Source organism: Sphaerisporangium aureirubrum (assembly GCF_042658925.1).
GTDB classification, from domain to species: domain Bacteria; phylum Actinomycetota; class Actinomycetes; order Streptosporangiales; family Streptosporangiaceae; genus Sphaerisporangium; species Sphaerisporangium aureirubrum.
The window spans coordinates 1-22,038 of record NZ_JBHSRF010000012.1 but is presented as its reverse complement, the minus strand read 5'-3'; the positions used below and the strand labels follow the sequence as shown (position 1 = coordinate 22,038).

Here is a 22,038-nt window from a genome sequence, read left to right as displayed (position 1 = left end):
TCGGGAGGACGCTCAGATGTAGAGGGTGTCGGGACCGAGGCCGCACAGGACCCGGCCGTACAGCTCGGCGTTGGTTTCGGGGTGCATCAGGGCGTGCAGGTTGACGGCCTGGATGTCACGGGCGATGCGCTGGATCGGGACGTCGCTGTAGATGGACGAGCCGCCGCTGGCGGAGGCGAGGATCTCCACCGACTCCTTGGCGAGCTTGACGACCTGGCCCATGTCGGCGCGGGCCTTGACGCGCTGCTCCAGGGTCCACTCCGAGCCGTCGACGGCCTTGGTGTCGACGGTGGTGGCGAGGCGCAGGGCGTGGAACTCGGCCTGGTCGAGCTTGGCGGCGGCCTCGGCGACCTGGAGGTGGGTGATGGGGGCCTCGGCCTGGCTGCCGTAGCCGGTGTAAGTGATCTTGCGGTTGGGGAGGCGCTCGAAGAACGTGTCCTTGGCGGCGCGGGCCAAGCCCAGCATGGTGCCGACCGAGGAGGCCGAGGCGACGGGGAGCAGCGGCGCGCGGTAGATCGGGCTGTTGGCGTTGATCTTCGAGGCGTACTGGCCCATGAGGATGGCCGGCAGCGGGATGACCCGGGCGGACGGCACGAACAGGTTCTGCGCGGCCGTGCTCACGCTGCCGGTGCCCTTGAGCCCGGAGGTGTGCCAGTCGTCGATGACCGCCAGTTCGGAGATCGGCACCAGCGCCATGACGGGCATGGGCTCGCCCTCCGGCGGCACCAGCACCGCGATGATCTCCTGCCAGTGGGCGTGGTGGGCGCCGCTGATGAAGCCCCACTTGCCGTTCACCACGATGCCGCCGTCGACCGGCGTGGCCATCGCGGACGGGCTGAGCGTGCCGCACACCCGCACGTCGGGGGTGGAGAAGACTTCGTCCTGCACCTCGTCGGGGAACAGGCAGGCCATGAAGGTCGGGATCCAGTACACCGACGCCACCCACGCGGTGGAGCCGTCGCCGCGGCCGAGCTCGGCGGCCACCTCGACCAGCGTGCGGGTGTCGGCCTCGTAGCCGCCGTAGCGGGCGGGGGTGCGAAGCTTGAAGATGCCGGCGTCGGCAAGGGCGTCGATGGACTCCTGGTGGATGCGCCGGTTCTCCTCCGACCACGCCGCGTTCTTACGCAGAAGCGGCACGAGTTCGGAAGCCCGGCCGACAAGCTGTTCCCGGGTGGGAACATCGGTCGTCAGCACCATTTCCTCCTAGAGGTGACAATCCGCCGAGAAACCGTGGAGCCGGCTAGCGCCGGACGGCCGGTGGAACAGGTCAGGGGAGCTCGCGGCGATCCGCCGGTGCCCACCCTTCCGACGGTCGCACCGGGCCCGGCGGGACGCATCTTCTGGAGTGCGAAGCAGCCGCACCATGGCCGTAGGCCCGCAACCTGAAAGATGCCGCCGGCCACGCCTGATGTGACGATTTACGAACATCGCGGACTTTCCTTCGAGCCCGTCCGCACCGGACGCACCGCTCGACGACCACCGATTCGAGGAGTTGAGGTGCGAGTAGACGATGCAGGTCCGTTGACCGAGGAGCGGGTCCCGGCCGACGCCGAGGCACGACCGAAGACGCGCCCGCTGACCGGCGACGAGTACATCGAGACCCTGCGCGACGGCCGTGAGATCTTCCTCAACGGCGAGCGGGTCAAGGACGTCACCACGCACCCGGCGTTCCACAACCCCGTGCGGATGACCGCGCGCCTGTACGACGCGCTGCACGACCCCGAGAAGCAGGCCGTCCTCTGCAAGCCGACCGACACCGGCAGCGACGGGTACACCCACCGGTTCTTCACCACGCCGCACAGCGTCGAGGACCTCGTCGCCGACCAGCAGGCCATCGCGGCGTGGTCGCGGATGAGCTACGGCTGGATGGGCCGCAGCCCCGACTACAAGGCCTCCTTCCTCGGCACGCTCGGCGCCAACGCCGACTTCTACGAGCCCTTCGACGACAACGCGCGCCGCTGGTACAAGGAGTCGCAGGAGAAGGTCCTGTACTGGAACCACGCGATCGTGCACCCGCCCGTGGACCGCAACCGGCCGCCGGACGAGGTTGCCGACGTGTTCATCCACGTGGAGAAGGAGACCGACGCCGGGCTGATCGTCAGCGGCGCGAAGGTCGTGGCCACCGGCTCGGCCCTCACCCACTACAACTTCATCGCGCACTACGGCCTGCCCATCAAGGACAAGAAGTTCGCGCTGGTGGCGACGATCCCGATGGGTGCGCCCGGCATGAAGCTCATCTGCCGGCCGTCGTACTCCGCCAACGCCACGGTGATGGGTACGCCGTTCGACTACCCGCTGTCCTCGCGGCTGGACGAGAACGACACCATCCTGGTGCTGGACAAGGTGCTCATCCCCTGGGAGAACGTCTTCGTCTACGGGCACCTCGGCAAGGCGCTGCTGTTCACCGGGCGCTCGGGCTTCTTCGAGCGGTTCACCTTCCACGGGTGCACCCGGCTCGCCGTCAAGCTGGAGTTCCTGGCCGGGCTGCTGATCCGGGCGACCGAGATCACCGGCACCAAGGACTTCCGCGGCGTGCAGACCCGGATCGGCGAGGTGCTGGCCTGGCGCAACCTGTTCTGGGCCTTCTCCGACGCGGCGGCGCGCAACCCGATCGAGTGGAAGGACGGCGCGCTGCTGCCCAACCCCGCGTACGGGATGGCGTACCGCTGGTTCATGCAGATCGGGTATCCCCGCATCAAGGAGATCATCCAGCAGGACATCGCCAGCGGGCTGATCTACATCAACTCCAGCGCCGCGGACTTCGCCAACCCCGACATCCGGCCGTACCTGGACAAGTACGTGCGCGGCTCGGACGGCACCGACGCGGTGGAGCGCATCAAGGTCATGAAGCTGCTGTGGGACGCGGTGGGCACCGAGTTCGGCGGGCGGCACGAGCTGTACGAGCGCAACTACGCCGGCAACCACGAGAACACCCGGGTGGAGCTGCTGAACTCGCAGCTCGCCAACGGCCAGGTGGACCAGTACAAGGCGTTCGTCGCCGAGTGCATGTCCGAGTACGACCTGGACGGCTGGACGGTCCCCGACCTGTCCTCGTTCCCCGAGCTGCGTCAGAACCACAGCGACCTGAACATCTGACCACCGCCGTACCCCCCAGGCCGAGGCCACCCGGAGCAGCACCGGGTGGCCTTCGTCATGCGACCCCGCTTCCCCACCGCCGTACGCCTCCCGGCCCGGCAAGGGGTCGGACACGCACACAGGCGCGCTCACAAGGGCACACCGCGCGACATAGGCGCGGGAGAGGACACACTCGCGGCACAGGCGCGGGAGAGGGCTCACGCGCGGGAGACAGCAGAAAGCCCCTGGCGCCGCCCCGCGGAACCGGGGGCGAGCCGCCAGGGGCTCAGGAAGGCTCTCAGGCCGCTGAGGTGCTGGTCACCCGGGACGCGACGGTCCGGATGAAGTCCTCCAGGGTCGGGTCGTCCTCGAAGATGTCGGCGACCTCGATCCATACCCCGAACTCCTCGTCGACCCGGGACGCGATCCTGGTGGCCGAGATGGACTCGCCGTTCAGCTCGAAGAACGTGGCGTTCTCCTCGCCGGGGGCCACGGCGAGCACGTCCGTCCAGATCTTGGTGACCTTCTTCCTGATCTCGGGAAGGCCGCCGTCGTTGCCGTCGCTCATCAGATCTCCTTCGTGTGACTAGATCCGCTGCAGGGGGGCGTCGGGCGTGGCGACCGCCTCGCCCAGGATGCGGCGGAACTCCGACGCCATGTCGATGAAGGTCCGCTCGGCGAAGAGGTTGCTGTTGAACCCCAGCGTCGCGACGATCTCCCCGGAGGAGTCGATCTCCAGCTGCCAGAGCGCGCCGTCGGGGACGTCGCCGCCCACCGGCTGGTCCAGCCGGCGCGGGATCTCCGAGTACTCCAGGTCCCCGACCACCTCGTGGTCGCCCGGCACCGGGGAGCGGAACACCTGGAACGCGCAGACCGCCTTGTCGTCCTCGACCAGGGGGCTCATCAGGGTGGGAGCCTCCTGCAGGACGTGCGCGAACGGGATGTCGTGCGAGTAGGCCTCCATGCAGGTGACCCTGGCCCGCTCCACCACCTGGCGGAACGTCTCGCAGCCTTCCAGGTCGGTGCGCAGCGGCATGAAGTTGAAGAACGACCCGACGGTGTTGTGGAAGCGCGCCTGCGCGCGGCCGGAGCTGAACGTCGGCACCACGATGTCGTTGCTCCCGGTCATCCGCTGCAGCAGCACGCTGTAGGCGGAGAAAAGGATCATGAACGGCGAGCTCCGGGTCTCCCTGGACAGCTTCAGGATCGCCGAGGTCGACTCGGCGGGGATCGCGAAGCGGTGCCAGGAGGTCGTCTTCGGCAGGTGCTCGGAGCGGAGGTGGTCGGTGGTGGTCGCCGTGATCCGCGCGTCGCGCAGCTTCTCCCGCCAGTACTCGCGGCCGCGGACGCCGGGCGCCTCGGCGGCGCTGGCCAGCTGCCAGCGGGCGAACTCCTGGTACTGCCGCGCGTCGGGCAGCTCGACCGGGTGGCCGCGGCGGATGCCGTACAGGGCGGCGAGGTCGCGCATCAGCAGCCGCATCGACCACTCGTCCACGGCGGTGTGGTGCGCGATGAGCACCAGCACGCCGTCCTGCTCGTCGAACCGGCCGTAGACCGCGCGCAGCAGCGGCAGGTCCCTGATGCTGTACGACCCGGCCTCGGCCTCGTTGACCAGCTCACCGGCGGCGATGTCGCGGTCCGCCTCGTCGACGCCGCGCAGGTCGCGAACGGTCAGCTCGGGGGAGCCGGGCGGGAAGATCTGCTGGTACCTGCCGGTGGGGTCGTTGACGATCGACGTGCGCAGCGCCTCGTGCCGGACGACCAGGTCGCCGAGCGCGTCCCGCAGGACCGCCGTGTCGACCCGGCCGGCCACGCGCCAGCCGCACACGATGTTGTACTGCGGGCCGAACGGGCCCTCCTCCTCGCCGGAGGAGAACATGACGAGGAATTCCTGGTTGAAGGACAGCGGAACCCGTTCGGTCGCGATCTGCGCATGGATCGAATGGGTCGCCTCTGAAATGCTCATGATGACCTGTAACCCCTAACCCCTATTGAGGGTCATGCGCTGTCATATGGAAATTTACCGGCCCGTAGGGAATTTGAATTCTCCCAGAGTGCCGAATTCAGGGACCGGGCCGTTTAATTCGCGGCCCGGTCCCCTGAACAGGTTGTTTCAGCGCAGTTCGATGCCGGCGTTCACGGCGGCCTGGAGGAAGTCCCCCCGCGACAGCGCGGCGGCGATCAGCTCGATGTCGTCGGACAGGTAGCGGTCCACGTCCAGGGTCGGCACCAGCGACCGCACCATCTCGTAGGTCGCCTTGCCGGCCGGGCTGAGGCCCGCGTAGCGGCCGGACAGGTCGACCGCCTGGGCGGCGGCGAGGAACTCCACCGCGAGGATGCGGTTGTTGTTGCCGAGGACCCGGCGCGCGTTGCGGGCCGCGATGAGGCCCATGCTGACGACGTCCTGGTTGTCGCCGTTGGACGGCACGCTCTGCGTGCTGGCCGGGCCGATGGTCCGGTTCTCGGCGACCAGCGCGGTCGCCGGGTACTGCGCGGGGGCGAAGCCGCTGTGCAGGCCGGGGTCGCCGGCGACCAGGAACTCGGGCAGGCCGTCGCTGAGGTGACGGTTCAGCAGGCGGTTGGTGCGCCGCTCGGAGAACACGCCGAGCTGGGTGAGGGCGATGGTGACGTAGTCCATGGCGAACGCGACCGGCTGGCCGTGGAAGTTCGCGCCGTGGAACACCTCCTGGCCCTCGAAGAACAGCGGGTTGTCGTTGGAGGAGTTCAGTTCGATGTGCAGCTTCTCCGTGGCGTGGTACAGGGTGTCGCGGACCGCGCCGACCACCTGCGGGATGGCGCGCAGGGTGTACGCCTTCTGCATGTACACCTGGGTGCGCGAGACGCCGTCGCCGGAGTTCTGCTCCTGGGCCTGGCGGCGCAGCTCGGCGTGGTCGAGCGCGAGGGCGCTGCCGTTCATGAGGGTGCGCATGTTGGCGGCGGTGTCGATCTGGCCCTGGTGCGGGCGGGCGATGTCGTGCCCCTCGGCCAGGAACGGGCTCTTGGAGCCGCGCATGGTCTCCACGACCAGGGCGGTCACCATCTCGGCCTGCCGCACCTGGGTGAGCGCGCGGCCGACGACGAGGGCGCCGAGGCCGGTCATGCCGGAGGTGCCGTTGATCAGCGACAGGCCCTCCTTGAACCGCAGCTCCAGCGGCTCGATGCCGTGCTGGCGCAGCACCGGGCCGGTCTCGACCCGCTTGCCGTCGCGCAGCACGTAGCCCTCGCCGATGACGGTCACCGCGATGTGCGCCAGCGTGGCGAGGTCGCCGCTCGCGCCGAGGGAGCCGATCTCCGGGATGGCCGGGGTGATGCCGAGGTTGAGGTACAGCGCGAGGCGCTCCAGCAGCTCGGGGCGCACCGCCGAGTAGCCCTTGGCGAGGGCGTTCAGCCGGGCGGCGAGGATCGCCCTGGCCTCGTCCTCGGCGAACACGGGGCCCACGCCGGCGCTGTGGCTGCGCACCAGGTTGGTCTGGAGTTCCACCTCCTTGGACAGGTCCACCAGCATGTAGATCATCTCACCGTAGCCGGTGGTCACCCCGTAGACGGGCACCCCGTCCCGGATGGTGTCCTCGAACATGCGCCTGCTGTCGGCGGCCCTGGCCAGCGCCGACGGGGACACCGCGCACGGCGCCCACTCCTCGGCGACCCGCCGCACACCGGCGATGTCCAGGCTCTCACCGTCGAAATCAACAGACAGTTCGGTCTCGACCAGAGTCACGTTGTCTCACCCCAAAATCAGTGCGTTTGCAGCAGCGTTGTTGACGTGGTTTGCGTGTCGTCCGGCGTCAGGACGGCACTTTGGCCGTCCGGAGCGGCGCCGGAGTCCCGCGCCCGCGGCACCTGGGCGGTGGCGGGTCCCGGGTCGGGGAGTCTGCGCCGGTCGACCTTGCCGCCGACCGTGCGCGGGAGCCGCGTAAGGGTGCGGAACGTCACCGGCGGCGTCGCCTTGCCGAACCGCCGCCGCAGCGCGGCGCGCCACGGTGTGATGGTGGCGGCCGTCCCGCCCGGCTCACCGGGGACGACGTAGGCCACCAGGCGCACCACCAGGCCCTGCGCGTCGGCGACCGGGACCACCGCGCACTCGGCCACCGACGCGTCGGCGGCCAGGGCCACCTCGATGTCGGTGAGCTCGACCCGGACGCCGTTGAACTTGATCTGGAAGTCCTCGCGCCCGCCGAACTCCAGCGTCCCGTCCGGCCGCAGGCGCCCCCGGTCCCCGGTGCGGTAGCACCTCGGGGCCGCCGGGCCCGTGCCGCGGATCGGCCGGAACGCGGCTCCGTTCTCCCCCGCCGCGCCGACGTATCCCGGCGTGACGTACGGGCTCTCGATGACGATCTGCCCGGTGACCCCCGGCGGGCAGGGCCGGTCGTGCTCGTCCAGCACCACCACCCGCCGCCCGGGGATCGCCCGCCCGATCGGCACCATGCCGTCGTGCGGCCCATCCACCTCGTACCAGGTCGCCAGGATCGACTCGGTGGGCCCGTACAGGTTGACCAGCCGGACCCCCGGCAGCGCGGCCCGCAGCCCGTCCGCCAGCTCCCCCGGCAGCGGCTCCCCGGCCAGCAGCAGATGCCCGAGCGCGGCGGGCCGCTCCCCCGGCTCGCCGAGCGCCCCGAGCAGTTGCCGAGCGAAACTCGGCACCGTCTGGAAGTGCGTGATCCCCTCCGCCGCCAGCCAGTCGGCCAGCTTCTCCGGATTGGCCCGCAGCCGATCGGACACCGGGCACAGCGTGCCCCCGGCCACCAGCGCCCCGAACGCCTCGACGAGACTCGCGTCGTACCCCGGCGCGGCCCACTGCGCCACCCGTGCTCCCACCTCCACCCGGAACTCCCGGGCGAACCAGGTCACGAACTGCGCCAGCGTCGAATGCCCCTGCGGGATCCCCTTGGGCCGCCCCGTGGATCCCGACGTGTAGGTCACGTACGCCCACCCGTCCGCGCTCCCCGGCACGGCACGCTCCCCCGCGCCTCCGGCCGGGACGGTGGTCAGGTCCAGGACGCGGCCGGAGAGTTCCTCGCGGTACCAGGTGACGAGGCCGTCCTCGGGCTGCTCGCCGTCGACCACGATCCAGGTGGGACGCAGGTCGGTGAGGACGGCACGGCCGCGCTCGCCGACGTCGCCCGCGCCGAGGCAGACCAGGCGCGCGTCCGCCATGAGGACGGCCAGGCAGGCGATCACCTGGCGGGGGCCGGAGGACATGCGCACGGCGACGGGCTGCCCGGCGGGCAGCGCGGTGGCGACGGACGCGGCCCGGTCGACCAGCTCGCGGTAGGTGAGCTCCTCCCCCGGCCAGGCCAGGGCGAGGACGTCCGGGTGCCGCGCGGCGACGGCGCGCACCAGGTCGGGTACGGACTCGGGCGGATCGGATGGCTCAGTCACTCGTGTTCCCTTTCACCTTGCGGCGTCCACGGCGAGAGAGAGCGGTCGCGTGAAGGCACGCGCCATCGAGTGGAGTGCCGGGAGGGCGGCCGCTCAGTGGTGCGGGTCCTCGATGCCGAAGCGGGCCATCGCGAGCTCGCGGTTCGCCATGGTGGACAGGTAGACGGCGATGCCGGCGTGGCTGTGCAGCGTGGACATGTCCCGCCAGATGCGCTCGACCCGCTCGCCGCTCCGCACCGAGCTGGACCCCGCGGTGGGGAACAGGTACCGCTGCACGGCGTCCCAGCTCAGCCGCACGGCCTCCCGCCCGATGGTCGCGATGCGCAGCTCCTGCTCGCGGGTGAACAGCTCGGAACCCCTGGCGCACGTCTCGGTCCACTCGCGCAGCGCGTTGAGGATCGCGCCCTCCGCGGTGGCGATCTTGGCGCTGGCCTCGCCGTACCAGAACTGGAAGTCGGGGTTCTCCGCCCGCCCGGTGATCGGCGGGAACGACGTCGTCCGCGCCCGCATCAGGTCCTCGTAGGCGTCGAGCATGCCCTGCGCCATCCCGACGGCCAGCACGGCGCTCTCCAGGATCATGAAGCTGAGCGGCCCGCCGCCGTACTGCGGGTTGCCGTGCAGCCTCAGCCCGGGGGTGCCCTCGGTGACGGAAACCCCGCTGATGTGCGACCCGATGGTCCGGTGGTCGGGCACGAACGCGTTCTCGATCACGATGCTGTGCGAGCCGCTGCCCTTGAGGCCGAGCTGCCCGCCCCAGTCGTCCAGCCGCCGCCACTGCTCGCGCGGCGCGATGAACAACATCGGCATCGGCGGCTCGCCCTCGGCGTACGGCACCAGCGTGTGCCCCATGAAGGCGGTGGCGAACGGCGCGCCGGAGCAGTACGCCCACGTGCCGCTGATCAGCCACCCGCCGTCGACGCGTTCGGCGGTGCCGGAGGGCATCACCGTGGCGGGACAGATGAAGTCACCGCCGGCGAAGATCTCGTCCTGGGCCCGCTCGCCGAACAGCGTCGCCGCCGCCAGCGCGTGCGCGGCGCCGAGCGTGAACATCCAGCCGGTGGACGGGCAGCCCCGGGTGAGGGTCATCGCCACGCGCATGAAGGTGTCGACCCCGAACTCGTAGCCGCCGTACCGCCGGGGCACCAGGATCCGGTAGAACCCGGCGTCGGCGAACAGCCGGTGGACGTCCTCGGAGTAGTGGGTGCGCGCCTCGGTGGCCGCCTGGTTCTCGACCAGGAGCGGCACCAGCGCCGCGGCCCGCGCCACGATCTCCTCGGGCGTCAGTCCCGGCTCGGGCGGCAGGACGACTTCCTGTTCGCGAACATTGGTGATAACAGCCATTGCCGCAGGTCCTTTGTCGTAGATGTCCGGCTCTCCGCCACGTCCGGCCATGGGGTCAGCGTCACACCCGTCACCGAGGGCACGCATCTCCCTGAGTGCGGTGTGACCGGGCATGCCCGGGTACGCGGGGGTACCCCGGCGACCTCCCGATACCGCAATCGCAAAGATGCGGCGCCCCGGTCCGGCGCGGAATCATTCGACGTGAACCGTGCCCCCGCCGTCCGGCCGACGACTTTCGCGAGCCCGCCGATCAGCCGCGCGCGCCCGCCGACCGCGGGACCGCCGCGACGCTCCCTAACGTGCGATCGAGACGCCATGCGCTGGCGAGCAGGAGGAGATCGAGTGAAGAGCAGAACCGTCATCGACGTCTGGGTGCCGGACCTCACCTTCCCCGGATGGATGGACCGGTGGTACCAGCAGGCCGCGGACTTCGAACAGCGGCACCCCGAGTACGAGGTCAGGGTGTCCGGCCAGGACTTCTGGACGTTCCCGCTGAAGGTCGCCGAGGCCTCCGCTGCCGGGCGCATGCCCGCGCTGGCCGAGTACTACTTCTACGCCGGCCAGGCGGCCCGCGACTCGCTGGCCCCCGACGGCAGCCCGATGTTCGCCTCCGTCGAGAAGGCGGTCGCCGGGCGCGCCGACGTGCTCGGCGAGCCGGTCGTGCTGGGCGACGTCATCAAGCCGCTGCGCGACTACTACACCTACGACGGCGACCTCGCCTGCATGCCGTCGGTCGGCACGACGAGCCTGCTGTACGCCAACAAGGACATCCTGCGCCGCGCCGGCATCAGCGAGCTGCCGCGCACCTGGCGCGAGGTCGAGGCGGTGTGCGACATCGTCGCCGGGATGAAGGACGGCCCCGCGTACCCCATCACGTGGTCCGACCACGGCACGTTCTTCCAGCAGGCACTGGCCATCCAGGGTGGCCTGCTGGTGAACAACCACAACGGCCGCACCGGGCCCGCCACGACCGTCGACCTCGCCACCAACGAGATGCTGACCTGGGCCGAGTGGTGGCGCGGGCTGCACGCCAAGGGCCACTACCTGTGGACCGGCGGCATCCCCGACTGGGCGGGCACGTTCAAGGCGTTCGCCGACCAGGACGTCGCGTTCCGTATCACCTCGTCCAACGACGTGAACTACATGGTGCAGGCCGCGAAGGCCAACGGCTTCGACATCGAGGTCGGCATCTTCCCCTACCCCGACGACATCCCCTACGTGGGCAACGCGGTCGCCGGCACCGCCATCTGGATGGCCAACCACCTGGACGAGGCCACCCAGGAGGGCGCGCTGGCGTTCCTGATGTGGCTGCACAGCCCGCGCGTCGCGGCCGACCGGCACAAGGCCAACAGCTTCATGCCGCTCACCCACTCCTCGTTCGCGCTGCTGGAGGAGGAGGGCTGGTTCGACAAGCACCCCTACCACCGGGTGGCCAGCGAGCACGTCAACGCCTACCCCGAGGGGGCGATCCGCTCGGTGCGCGCCACCGGGGACGTCCCGATCTCCGAGGGCGCGCTGATCGGCGACTTCGCCGGCAACCAGGACGTGATGACCCGCGCCATGGGCGACGTCCTGAACGGCGCGGACCCGGTGACCCGGTTCATCGAGGCCACCGCCGAGGCGCAGCGCCTGCTGGACGCCTACCACACCGACCGCCTGGCCGGCGGCCCGACCAGCCCCGCCAGCCTGCGGGTGGAGCACTTCGCCGCCGCGGCGGCCGGGCGCGACTACTCGGCGGCCGACCTGGAGAAGGTCGTGAAGCTGAACGGCTGACCACGACGAGAAGGCGGCCCCGGGGTTCTCCCCGGGGCCGCCTTCTCTGTTTCAAGGACACGATGCCCGGCCGGACGTGCCGCCCGTCCGTCCCGGCCGCGGGCGCGCGCGGCCGGGACGACGCGACGTGCGCGGTCAGGCCTTCTTACTGGCCACCGCGACGAGGTAGCCGAGCTCCTTGATGAGGCCCACCGGCGAGCGGAGGATCTCCAGCATCGGGATGACGTCGGTGCCGAAGCGGGCCACCAGGTCGTCCCACTTGGTGTTGACCGCCTCGATGGTGCGGGTGGACGACTTGTAGGTGTGCTCGCTGATGTCGAGCAGCTCCACCAGCTCCAGGCCCGACTCCGCCACCAGCGCGCGGTACTGCGTCTCGTCCAGGATGGGGCTGGCCTGAAGGTCCGACATGAACTCGCGGACGGCCCGGTCGTCCTCGGGGGTCATGGGGCCGATCTGCAGCTTGTCGGTGACGACCACCCGGCCGCCGGGGCGCAGCACCCGGCCGAGCTCGCGCAGCGTCTCCAGGCGGGGCATGTGCAGCAGCGCGTCGAACACCCACACCACGTCGAACGAGTTGTCCGGGTAGGCGAGGGCGAGGACGTCCTCGTTGTACTCGAAGGTCACCCGGCCCGCGAGGCCCGCGGCCGCGGCGCGGCGGTTGGCCTCGTCGATCTGCGCCTGGTTGTTGGAGATGCCGACGATCTCGGCGGGGGTGGCCTCGGCGACCTGGAAGGCGGACAGGCCGATGCCGCATCCGACGTCCAGCATGCGGCCGCCGTTCTCCAGGCCGGACTTGGAGATGAGCAGGTCGGTCATCCGCTCGGCGGCCACCCGGTTGGAGCTCTCGTCGGTCTCGTCGTGCCAGTAGCCCTGGTGGAAGTTCTCGTCCCACACCTCGATGAGCAGCAGGTTGAAGTCGTCGTAGAACGCGGCGGTCTCTTCGGAGGTGGGCGCGGCCTGGTCCGTGGTCATTTCTGCTCCTGTTTCAGTGCGGCTTCACAGCCGTGATGAAGATGAACGTGCCGGGGGTGGCCTCGTGGCGGACCGTCAGCCCGGCATCGGCCAGCCAGCGCTTGATGTCGTCCAGCTCGAACAGCCGCATGCCCTCCTGGTGGCCGGGGAAGTAGTGCGAGGCCTGGAAGTAGCGGGCGATCGGGTCGGTGGCCATGCTGAAGGTCATCAGCGTGAAGGTGCCGCCGGGCCGCAGGCAGCGGCCCACCTCGGCGATGGCCGCGGGGGTGTCGGCGGGGAACGCCTGCAGGGCGTTCCAGCACATCACCGCGCCGAGGGAGGCGTCGCCGAACGGCAGCACGGCGGCGCTCGCCATCACCGCGGGCAGCTGCGGCAGCCGGGTGCGCAGCGCGGTGAGCATGGGCGTGTAGGCGTCGTAGGCGATGACGCGGTCGGCGCCGACGGCCTCGACCAGCATCTCGGTCCACCGGCCGGCCCCGCAGGCGAGGTCGAGCACCGGGCCGTCCACCGGCCGCACGTGCTCGGCGATGTAGCGGCGCTCGTCCTCCGGGGTGACCTGGCCGCCCCAGTTGGTGCCCGCGATGCGCAGGAAGTTGGGCCGGGCGTACGCCTCGTAGAACAGGCCCATGCTCGGCAGCTCGGCCAGCTTGTACAGGAAGTCGCCGGGGTTGTTCTGCGCGCCCTCGGACAGGTTGAGGATGCCCTTGCCCGCGGGGAACTCGGCCGAGCAGCCGGTGCAGCGCACCGCGCCATCGGCGACCTCCAGCCCGCCCTGGCAGCTCGGGCAGGAGAACGCGGCGACGTGCGGGGCGAAGATCTCGTTGGGTGCCTCGGGCGGCGTGGGCACCTGGTCGCGGGGCGGCACCGAGCCGGTGACGACCGGCGCGGGGGCGCCGTTGCCGGCCGCCCAGTACGCCTTCGCGCCGGCGTGGCCCCACACCGTACGGGTGTCCTTCTGCCAGTTGGCGGCGATCTGCTCGGCGCTGAGCGCCTTGATCCAGCTCTGGTCGAAGGCCTGCTCGTCGTTGTCCATCAGGGCCCAGACCGCCGGGGAGGGGAACACCCGGCCGATGACGGGATTCTCCAGGTCCAGGTCCAGCAGGCCGCGCTCCAGGCGGGTCCAGTCGTCGGCGGTCAGGCCGCGGTCGGCGGCCACGGCGAGGACGCGCTCGCGGTCGGCGGGGAAGTGCGCGACCAGGTACGCGAGGGTCACCGACAGCGCCCCGTTGTTGGCGGCCCGCCGCCACAGGTCCAGGTACAGGTCCAGCCCGGCGCGGGCGCCGGTGGTGACGGGGCCGGGCTCGGGGTACTCGGCCTCGGTGAGCATGCCGAGCAGCACGGCCAGGTAGCCCTTGCGCTCGTCGTCCACCTGGGCGAGCCGCTCCACGATCAGGGGGACCGCGGGCACGGCGAGCGCGGTGAGCTCGCCGTCGTCCCACAGCGCGTCCACCAGGCGGTGGAACTCCTCGCCGAGCTCGCCGGCGCTCGCGCCGGTGAACGAGTCGACGACGCCGGCGACCGTCGAGTCAACCGTGGAAACACTCATGTGCGCGTCCTTTCGAGATGAGATGGCCGTGATCGACGGGCGTGCCGCCCGGTTCCGCGGCTCGGTGGGGGCGAGGGAGCCGGTCCGGCCTCCCTCATCGGTGAGGTTTCCTCGCGGAAACGATCACGTAGCCGATCTGGTCCTTCCTCGGGGCGAAGAACCCCGAGTGCCGCTGGGAGAACCGCGTGACGGCCTCGTCGCCGAACTTGGCGGCGACCTCGTCCCGGCCGGCCATCGCGACCCGCAGGTACTTGGCCTTCTTGCCGAACACCCGGGGGCCGCACTGGGTGTACTCCTCGATCTCGAACCCCGCGTCGCGCAGGTGGCCGAGCCACTCGGGCAGCGTCGGCAGGGCGGGCAGCTTGAGGGTCTCCATGAACTTCTCGATGCGGCGCGGCTCGGCGGCCGACTCCAGGCTGAAGTCGGAGAAGGTGAGCCGCCCGCCGGGGCGCAGCACCCGGAACAGCTCGCCGAGCACCTGGCCGAGGTCGGGGGCGTTCTGCAGCGACTCCAGGGCCAGCACGGCGTCGAAGTGGCCGTCGGGGTAGCTCAGCGCGGTGTAGTCGCCGTACTCGAAGCGCACCAGGTCGGCGACGCCCGCGGCCTCGGCCCGCTCCCTGGCCTTGTCGATCTCGAAGCCGCTCACCGTGACGCCGGTGACCTGGACGCCGAACGTGGTGGCCAGGAAGACGGCCGTGGCCCCGGGGCCGCATCCGGCGTCCAGGACGTGCTCTCCCCGGCGCGGCCCGAGCGCGTCGGCGACCTTGCGGCTGACGCGGTGGACGGCCTCGGTGAGCGGGGCGTCGTCCTCGTCGTCGTACCAGTACCACATGTGGATCTGGCCGTCGCGCAGCTCGTCCCCGATGGGCGAGCGCTCGTCGTAGTGCTCGCCGATGAGGGCGGTGCCGGTGGCTGCGGTGACTTCTTTCCCCATGAATACGTCGCTCCCGTCGAGCGGCCTCATGACCTCCGGGCGGGCGGCCGGCCACGGAGCCCGGGAGACACGGAATGACAGAATGATCTGCAATTAATGGTGGTCGCCACGCCGCTCCGCCACATCTCCGAGAGTGCCGAGTGCGCCTTTCCGGATATCCCGCGATCCATTTCCTCAAGGCCCGCCGTGAATCGCATCTGCGCACACCCGGAGATGCGCGGAAACACAGGCGGGAGAGACGCTCTGCTGAACCATGTCCGCATTCCTGATCCGGAAGGCACGTCGCTCATGACCACGATCAGCGAGCGGGACGCGAGCATCGCTCTCCCGGGCGAACCGGCCTTCGAGGCCGCGACGCAGGTCTTCAACCTCATCGCCCCGGCCACCCCGGCCGCGGCGGTCACCGTGCGCACCGTGGAGCAGATCCGGGACGCGCTCGGCCACGCCCGCTCCGAGGGCCTCGGGGTGCGGATGCACACCACCGGGCACGCCTCGGCCACGACCCGCCCCATGCACGACGCCCTGCTGATCCGCACCCTGATGGACGGCGGCGTGGAGATCGACGCCGAGCGCCGGGTGGCCCGGGTGCCCGCCGGGACCCGCTGGGGCGCCGTGGTGGAGGCGGCGGCGCCGTACGGGCTGACCGGGCCGCACGGCTCGTCGCCGACCGTCGGCGTCGTCGGGTATCTGCTGCGCGGCGGCCTGAGCTTCTACGGCCGGGCCACCGGGCTCGCCGTCAACAGCGTGCGGGCCGTCGAGCTGGTCACCGCGGACGGCGAGCACCGCCGCGTGGACGCCGCCTCCGATCCCGCGCTGTTCTGGGCGCTGCGCGGCGGGGGCGGCGGCTTCGGCGTCGTCACCGCCGTCGAGATCGACCTGTTCCCGGTCGCCAAGGTCGTCACCGGGGCGGCGTACTGGCCGGCCGAGCACGCCGGGCGGCTGCTGGCGGCCTGGCTGGCGTGGGCGCCGGACGCGCCGCGGGAGGCGTCCACGTCGCTGCGGGTGTTCAACCTGCCCCCGGTGCCCGAGGTGCCGCCGGTGCTGGCCGGGCGGCCCATGGTGTGCGTGGACGGCGCCGTGCTCAGCGTCGGCGAGGACGCGACCGCCGCCGAGCAGGCCGCCGCCGAGTTGCTCGGCCCGCTGCGGTCCGTCGCCGAGCCGGTGATGGACTCCTGGGCGACCACCACCCTCGCCGGGGTGCTGGAGGCGCACATGGAGCCGGGCGACCCGCTGCCCATCGTCGGCGACCACATGCTGCTCGGCGAGCTCGGCGCCGACGGCGCCGCGGCGTTCCTGCGGCTGCTCGGCGAGGGCTCGGGGTCGCCGCTGCTGGTCGCCGGTCTCCGTCAGCTCGGCGGCGCCCTGGCCGATTCGCACCCCTCAGGCGGCGCGCTGGACCACCTGGACGCGCGGTACGCCTACTCGGGGGCGGGCATGCCGATGCCGCCGACGACCGTCGAGGAGATCAGGGAGCACTGCGCGAAGGTGCGCGCCGGCCTCGCGCCGTGGGACACCGGCCGCACCGTCCCGTCCTTCGTGGAGGAGATCGGCCAGCCGCAGCGCCACCTGGACGACGACCAGATCGCCGCCGCCGACCGCGTGCGCGCCCGCGTCGACCCGGACGGCCTGTTCCGCGGCGACATCACCCCGAACGCCACCGCGCTGCTCTAGCGACAGGGGAAAGCCCCGGCCGGACAGCCCGGCCGGGGCTTTCTTCATGTGGTCAGGTGCCCGCGGGGACCTGCTGCTGGGGCTCGGCCGGCACGGTCGCGGCGGCCTCGCGGCGCCGCTTGGCCCGCCTGCCGTACGCCCGGACCAGGGGCTGCTCCAGCAGGTAGTAGCTCAGCGTCGCGGCCACGACGCTGCCGATCAGCGTGAACGTCACCAGTTCCCAGAACCCGGCACTGCCGCGCAGCATGGCGTCCGGGACGGCCGTCTTGCCGAACATGTTGCCGTTCTGCACGAAGTAGTTCTGGAACGGGATGTGCCACAGGTAGATGCCGTAGGAGATGCGGCCGAGGAAGCGCAGCGGGGCGTTGCCCAGCGTCACGTCCATCAGCCGGGAACGCGCCTCCGGCACGGTCAGCGGCAGGATGAACAGCACCGAGAACACCAGGATCAGGCAGTGCCCGATGAGCTCCTGCGTCATGCCGCCCACCGTGCCCGAGCCCGGGACGCCGAACGGCTTGGGGATGTTCACCAGGTAGACGGCCAGCGCCCCGAGCCAGAACAGGTTGGGGTGCCTCCCGGCCGCCCGGAAGATCCCGGGGACGATCCCGGTGACCTCGGCCTTGGCCGACAGCGCCGCGATGCCCATGCCGCAGGCGAACGCGCTGACGTAGTAGAACGGCCAGAACCACAGCTCGTACGGCCCGGTGAAGGTCGGCAGGTTGGTGTAGGTGACCCACGCCAGCCCGATGACCAGCAGGATCGCGGCCGGGATCATCGTGCGGCCCGCCCGCCGCGCCGCGTCCACCGCCGTGCCGGCGAACTTGGCGGCGAGCCAGGCGAGCAGCGGCAGGGCCAGGTAGAACGTGAGCTCGGTCGGGACGGTCCAGGTGTGCGCGAGGGCGATCACCGGCTGGTCCGCCGGGATGAAGAAGTGCAGCGCGAGCACCGGGCGGATCACGTCCCAGGCGCTGTTGATGCCGTCCAGGTTGATGCCCAGCAGCACGACCCCGACCACCAGCCAGTACGCCGGCAGGATGCGCAGGCCGCGCCGGAAGAGGAACTCGCCCACGGCGGGGCCGCGTTTCCCTTCGATGACCGCACGGGCGAACGGGCGATACAGGAACAACCCGGACAGCACGAAGAACGGCGGCAACATCACCGTCAGGCCGTCGGCCAGGTATCCCCAGATCCCGTTGCCGGGCTGGTCCATGAAATTCGTGACACCGGACTGCCACGCGACGTGGAAGACCAGCACTCCCACCGCGAGGACGCCGCGAACTCCTTCGAGTTTGGGAATGCGTTTATTACTGCCGATCTCCGCATCGCTCAAGCGAGTCGTCGCCACCATAGCGTTCCTCCCCTCAGGGGCCGGTTCCCCTGCTCGGCTTCATTTCGCATGCCGCTTATCCGGCTCGCGACGACATCGTCGCGCTCCGTCGCACACCGGAGCATCTTTAGAAATGCGGACTTTCTCTCGTCCGGGGAGGAATGACGGGGGCGCCGGCCTCACCCCGCGTCGCGCAGGGCCCGTCGATCAAGCTTCCCGTTGGCCGTCTCGGGAAGGTCGTCCACGAACCGCACGTCACGCGGGTACTTGTGCGGCGCCAGCGTGGACCGCACGTGGTCCTTCAGCTCGGCCGCGGACACCGGGTACCGGGTCACCACGAACGCCCGGGGCAGGGTGAGGCCGTCGACCTGGTAGCCCACCACGGCGCACTCGGTCACCGCCGGGTGGGCGCGCAGGCAGTTCTCGATCTCCGAGGGCGCCACCCACACGCCGCTGACCTTCAGCAGGTCGTCGGCGCGGCCCTTGTAGTAGAAGAACCCGTCGGTGTCCCTGCTGAACAGGTCGCCCGAGCGCACGGTGTGCGGCGCGGGGAACGTCTCGGCCGACTTCTCCGGGGAACGCCAGTACTCCAGCGCGCAGGTCTCGCCGACGATCTCCAGGACGCCGACCTCGCCGTCCGGCACGGTGACGCCGTCCCGGTCGATCACCCGGGCGCGGTAGCCCGGCACGGCGTGGCCGAGGCTGCCCTGCCGGGCGTGCCCGGGGCGGTTGGACAGGTAGCCGTGGTACACCTCGGAGGACCCGATGCAGTCGATGACCTCGACGCCGAAGGTGTCGATCCACGCGCGGTGCAGCTCGGGCGGCAGGGCCTCCCCCGCCGACAGGCACACCCGCAGGCAGCTGAGGTCCTGGGCCGCCGCCTCGGGGTGGGACACCATGGCGCTCATCATGGTCGGCACGTTGACGAGCACGGTCGGGCGGTGCTCGGCGATCAGCTCGAAGATCTTGTCGGCGGTGCTGCGCTCGGGGAAGGCGATCCCGGCGGCGCCGACGCCGAACGGGAACAGCGCGGTCAGGTCGCGGGCGTACCCGAAGAACAGCTTGGGCACCGGCAGCACGATGTCGTCCGGGCGCATGTCGAGCACTCCCCGGGCGAACCACTCGAAGCTGAGGCGCGGGGCCCGCGCGGCCAGCACGCACGCCTTGGGCGCGCCGGTGCTCCCGGTGGTGAACTTGAAGATCGCGACATCGTCCCTGGTGGTCGGCGCGGCCTCCAGCTCGTCCGGCTGCGCGGCGACCAGCGTCTCGAAGTGCAGCTCGCCCTCGTGCAGCTCCTCCGGCGCGACCCCCGTCACCAGCAGGCCGCGCACGCCGGCCGCGCGCAGCCGGTCCAGGGTGGCCCCGTCGGCGACCACCACCGCGGGCTCGACGTAGTCGGCGTAGTACCGGTAGTCCTTCGGCTGGAGGAACGTGTAGACCTCCGCGGTGACCGCCCCGATCTTCTGCGCGCCGTACCACGTGGCGACGAAGTCCACGCCGTCGGCGAGCGCGATCAGCACCCGGTCCCCGCGCCGCACGCCGATCTCCCGCAGGGCATTGCCCACCCGGTTGGACCGGGCCGCGAGCTCGCCGTACGTGGTCCGCCCCGCCGCGGTGATCAGCGCGGTGCGGCCGGGATCGTTGCGGTCCACGAAGTACGAGGTGATGTTGAACTCGCGTGGCACGTCCTCGTAGCGCATCGGCCCTCCTGGTGAGCGGTTGCGTGACCCGCGGCGGTCCGGCCCGCCATGGGCTGACCTTGCTCTGGTACGGGTGGCGCGTCCCGCGGCGGCATGCGACTCACGCGTGCGCCCGCGCGGGGCCACCACGTCGACATCGTCGGCGGGGAGGGCGCAAGCGCGCATCTCGGAGAATGCGGTGTTCAACGCTGGCAGGAAGTTGCTCCCCGGGGGCAACTAGCTGCCGCGCGATCATATGGCCCGGCCGCCGGGCGGATTCCAGCATTGATCTCACCTGAGAAATCAATTCACCGCCCAGAAAAGGGATTCGAAATGCAGAAGCTCAATGATCCGCGCCTGGTTCCCTCCCGGAGGCCCGCCCCGCCGGCCACCGCGCAGGCCGAGGCGGTGCGGCCGTGATCCTCGAGCGCTCCCCTCTGCTGTCGTATTCGTCGTACCTGGCGCTGGACGAGGTGCTCGTCGCGCAGCGGCCCCGCTCGGGCAAGCACGACGAGATGTTGTTCATCGTGGTGCACCAGGTCTACGAGCTGTGGTTCAAGCAGCTGCTGCACGAGTTCGGCAAGCTCCAGCAGGACCTGACCGAGGGCAGCACCGCGCACGCGCTGGCCACCCTCCAGCGGTCCCTGAAGATCTTCAAGATGGCCGTGGCGCAGATGGACGTGATGGAGACGCTGACCCCGCGCCAGTTCATCGGGTTCCGCGAGAGCCTCGGCACGGGCAGCGGGTTCCAGTCCGCGCAGTTCCGTGAGATCGAGGCGGTGCTGGGACGCCGGGAGCCGCGCGTCGTCAACCACTACCCCAAGGGCAGCCCCGAGCGTGCCCGCCTGGAGGCCGCGACGACACGTCCCTCGCTGTTCGACTCGCTGCTCACCTACCTGTTCATCCGCGGCTACCCCGTCCCGCACGAGGTGCTCAAGCGGGACGTCACGCTGCCGCCCGAGCCGTCGCCGGAGGTGCAGGAGGTGCTGGCGCGGGTGTACCGGGACGACAGCGGCGCCGCGCACATCTGCGAGCGGCTCATCGACCTGGACGAGGGCATGCAGGAGTGGCGGTACCGGCACGTCAAGATGGTGGAGCGCATCATCGGCGAGAGGTCCGGCACCGGCGGCTCCACCGGCGCCTCCTACCTGCGCAACACCCTGTTCAGCCCCATGTTCCCCGACCTGTGGGCCGTGCGGGGGCGGCTGTGAGCGGCCTCGCGGCCACGCTGGCGCCGCACTACTCGATGTTCCAGGTGACCGAACGACTGATGCTGACCGGGCACTCCCACCAGGCGTGGCCGGACGTCGCGCTTGCCGGTCAGGTCGACGCGCTGAAGGACGCCGCGCGGGAACTGGACGACAAGTGGGAGCTCGCGTTCAAGAAGGCGGACCGGGTGCGCGAGGGCCTGCGCCGCTTCCTCGGCGACCCCTACGGCGAGATCGCCCTCGGCGCCAGCACCCACGACCTGGTGCTGCGTTTCCTGTCCGCCCTGGACCTGCGCTCGCGTCCCCGCCTGGTCACCTCCGACGGCGAGTTCCACACCCTGCGGCGGCAGCTGGCCCGCCTGTCCGAGGAGGGCGTGGAGATCGTCCGCGTCCCCGCCGAGCCCGCCGCCACCCTCGCCGAACGCATGGCCGCCGCCGTGGACGACCGCACCGCCGCCGTCCTGGTGTCGGCGGTCCTGTACGAGACCGCCCGCATCGTCCCCGATCTCCCCTCCCTGGCGGAGGTCTGCTGGCGCCGCGGCGCCGAGCTGCTCGTCGACGCCTACCACGCCGTCGGCGTCGTCCCGTTCACCACCGAGGGCATCGAGTCCGCGTGGATCGTCGGCGGCGGCTACAAGTACCTCCAGCTCGGCGAGGGCAACTGCTACCTGCGCCTCCCCGAGCACGCCGACGCCTTCCGCCCCCTCATCACCGGCTGGTTCGCCGAGTTCGGCCTGCTGTCCACCGACCACGACCCCGCCCTCGTCGGCTACCCCGCGGGCGCCGCCCGCTACGCCGGCGCCACCTACGACCCGACCAGCCACTACCGCGCCGCCCGCGTCCTCGACTTCTTCGACGAACAAGGCCTGACCCCCGAACGCCTCCGCCAGGTGTCCCTGCACCAGATATCCCTCCTGGCCGCCCGCTTCGACGCCATAGGCGCCCCCCCAGAGGTGATCGACCGCGACCGCACCGCCTCCCCCGAAGCCTTCGGCGGCTTTCTGGCCCTCCGCACCCCCCACGCCGCCCACCTGAAGTCATCCCTGACCGCCTGGGGCATCCGCACCGACCACCGAGGCCCCTACCTCCGCCTAGGCCCCGCCCCCTACCTCTCCGACGCCCAACTGGAAACC

General features: G+C 70.9%; 16 protein-coding genes and 2 pseudogenes. 7 read left to right on the top strand and 11 right to left on the bottom strand.

Annotated elements, in window-relative coordinates:
* Positions 1–12 precede the first annotated feature (12 nt).
* On the bottom strand, positions 13–1,197 hold the full coding sequence (locus ACFP1K_RS11575) for an acyl-CoA dehydrogenase family protein (protein ID WP_380750463.1): 1,185 nt from the start codon (positions 1,195–1,197) through the stop codon (positions 13–15).
* Between the two features lie 300 nt (positions 1,198–1,497).
* Here ACFP1K_RS11575 and ACFP1K_RS11570 point away from each other — a divergent pair, with 300 nt between their 5' ends.
* On the top strand, positions 1,498–3,096 hold the full coding sequence (locus ACFP1K_RS11570) for a 4-hydroxyphenylacetate 3-hydroxylase family protein (protein ID WP_380750460.1): 1,599 nt from the start codon (positions 1,498–1,500) through the stop codon (positions 3,094–3,096).
* A gap of 277 nt (positions 3,097–3,373) precedes the next feature.
* Here the strand turns inward: ACFP1K_RS11570 and ACFP1K_RS11565 are convergent, their stop codons facing one another.
* The 5 genes from ACFP1K_RS11565 to ACFP1K_RS11545 all read right to left on the bottom strand — a co-directional run bounded on the left by ACFP1K_RS11565 (position 3,374) and on the right by ACFP1K_RS11545 (position 9,795).
* On the bottom strand, positions 3,374–3,643 hold the full coding sequence (locus ACFP1K_RS11565) for a phosphopantetheine-binding protein (RefSeq protein ID WP_380750457.1): 270 nt from the start codon (positions 3,641–3,643) through the stop codon (positions 3,374–3,376).
* 18 nt (positions 3,644–3,661) lie between these two features.
* Positions 3,662–5,041, bottom strand: coding sequence for a condensation domain-containing protein (locus ACFP1K_RS11560; RefSeq protein ID WP_380750454.1), 1,380 nt, complete (start codon positions 5,039–5,041; stop codon positions 3,662–3,664).
* A 147-nt stretch (positions 5,042–5,188) separates the two neighbouring features.
* Positions 5,189–6,793 (bottom strand): tyrosine 2,3-aminomutase, encoded by a 1,605-nt coding sequence (cmdF, locus tag ACFP1K_RS11555; RefSeq protein ID WP_380750451.1) that lies wholly within the window; start codon positions 6,791–6,793, stop codon positions 5,189–5,191.
* A gap of 17 nt (positions 6,794–6,810) precedes the next feature.
* Positions 6,811–8,454, bottom strand: coding sequence for an amino acid adenylation domain-containing protein (locus ACFP1K_RS11550; protein WP_380750448.1), 1,644 nt, complete (start codon positions 8,452–8,454; stop codon positions 6,811–6,813).
* 93 nt (positions 8,455–8,547) lie between these two features.
* Positions 8,548–9,795, bottom strand: coding sequence for an acyl-CoA dehydrogenase family protein (locus ACFP1K_RS11545; protein WP_380750445.1), 1,248 nt, complete (start codon positions 9,793–9,795; stop codon positions 8,548–8,550).
* Positions 9,796–10,137: 342 nt separating this feature from the next.
* Here ACFP1K_RS11545 and ACFP1K_RS11540 point away from each other — a divergent pair, with 342 nt between their 5' ends.
* A complete protein-coding gene (locus tag ACFP1K_RS11540; RefSeq protein ID WP_380750442.1) occupies positions 10,138–11,568 on the top strand; it encodes an extracellular solute-binding protein in 1,431 nt (476 codons plus the stop codon).
* Between the two features lie 135 nt (positions 11,569–11,703).
* Here ACFP1K_RS11540 and ACFP1K_RS11535 read toward each other — a convergent pair whose 3' ends face one another.
* The 3 genes from ACFP1K_RS11535 to ACFP1K_RS11525 form a co-directional block, all read right to left on the bottom strand.
* Positions 11,704–12,540, bottom strand: a complete 837-nt coding sequence (locus ACFP1K_RS11535) for an SAM-dependent methyltransferase (RefSeq protein WP_380750439.1) — start codon at positions 12,538–12,540, stop codon at positions 11,704–11,706.
* 13 nt (positions 12,541–12,553) lie between these two features.
* A complete protein-coding gene (locus ACFP1K_RS11530; RefSeq protein WP_380750436.1) occupies positions 12,554–14,086 on the bottom strand; it encodes a class I SAM-dependent methyltransferase in 1,533 nt (510 codons plus the stop codon).
* A gap of 94 nt (positions 14,087–14,180) precedes the next feature.
* Positions 14,181–15,020, bottom strand: coding sequence for an SAM-dependent methyltransferase (locus ACFP1K_RS11525; protein WP_380750433.1), 840 nt, complete (start codon positions 15,018–15,020; stop codon positions 14,181–14,183).
* A 288-nt stretch (positions 15,021–15,308) separates the two neighbouring features.
* On the opposite strand from ACFP1K_RS11525, the gene ACFP1K_RS11520 reads away from it, so the two are divergent.
* Positions 15,309–16,691: an FAD-binding oxidoreductase gene (locus ACFP1K_RS11520; RefSeq protein WP_380750430.1), complete on the top strand. Its 1,383-nt coding sequence runs from the start codon at positions 15,309–15,311 to the stop codon at positions 16,689–16,691.
* A 52-nt stretch (positions 16,692–16,743) separates the two neighbouring features.
* Here ACFP1K_RS11520 and ACFP1K_RS11515 read toward each other — a convergent pair whose 3' ends face one another.
* Entirely contained in the window at positions 16,744–18,021 is a 1,278-nt protein-coding gene (locus ACFP1K_RS11515; protein ID WP_380750427.1) for an acyltransferase family protein, read from the bottom strand.
* Positions 18,022–18,197: 176 nt separating this feature from the next.
* Positions 18,198–19,718, bottom strand: a complete 1,521-nt coding sequence (locus ACFP1K_RS11510; RefSeq protein ID WP_380750424.1) for a benzoate-CoA ligase family protein — start codon at positions 19,716–19,718, stop codon at positions 18,198–18,200.
* A gap of 395 nt (positions 19,719–20,113) precedes the next feature.
* Here ACFP1K_RS11510 and ACFP1K_RS11505 point away from each other — a divergent pair.
* From ACFP1K_RS11505 to ACFP1K_RS11490, 4 genes and pseudogenes are all read left to right on the top strand, one after another.
* Positions 20,114–20,497 (top strand): annotated as a pseudogene (locus tag ACFP1K_RS11505) (tryptophan 2,3-dioxygenase family protein); the annotation flags it as partial.
* Between the two features lie 42 nt (positions 20,498–20,539).
* Positions 20,540–20,659, top strand: a pseudogene (locus ACFP1K_RS11500) (tryptophan 2,3-dioxygenase); the annotation flags it as partial.
* A 12-nt stretch (positions 20,660–20,671) separates the two neighbouring features.
* The gene (locus ACFP1K_RS11495; protein WP_380750827.1) at positions 20,672–20,908 is read left to right on the top strand and encodes a tryptophan 2,3-dioxygenase family protein; all 237 of its coding nucleotides are present in this window, start codon (positions 20,672–20,674) and stop codon (positions 20,906–20,908) included.
* A partial coding sequence (locus tag ACFP1K_RS11490; protein WP_380750421.1) for a kynureninase occupies positions 20,905–22,038 on the top strand: 1,134 nt, incomplete at its 3' end. The genes ACFP1K_RS11495 and ACFP1K_RS11490, both read left to right, overlap by 4 nt.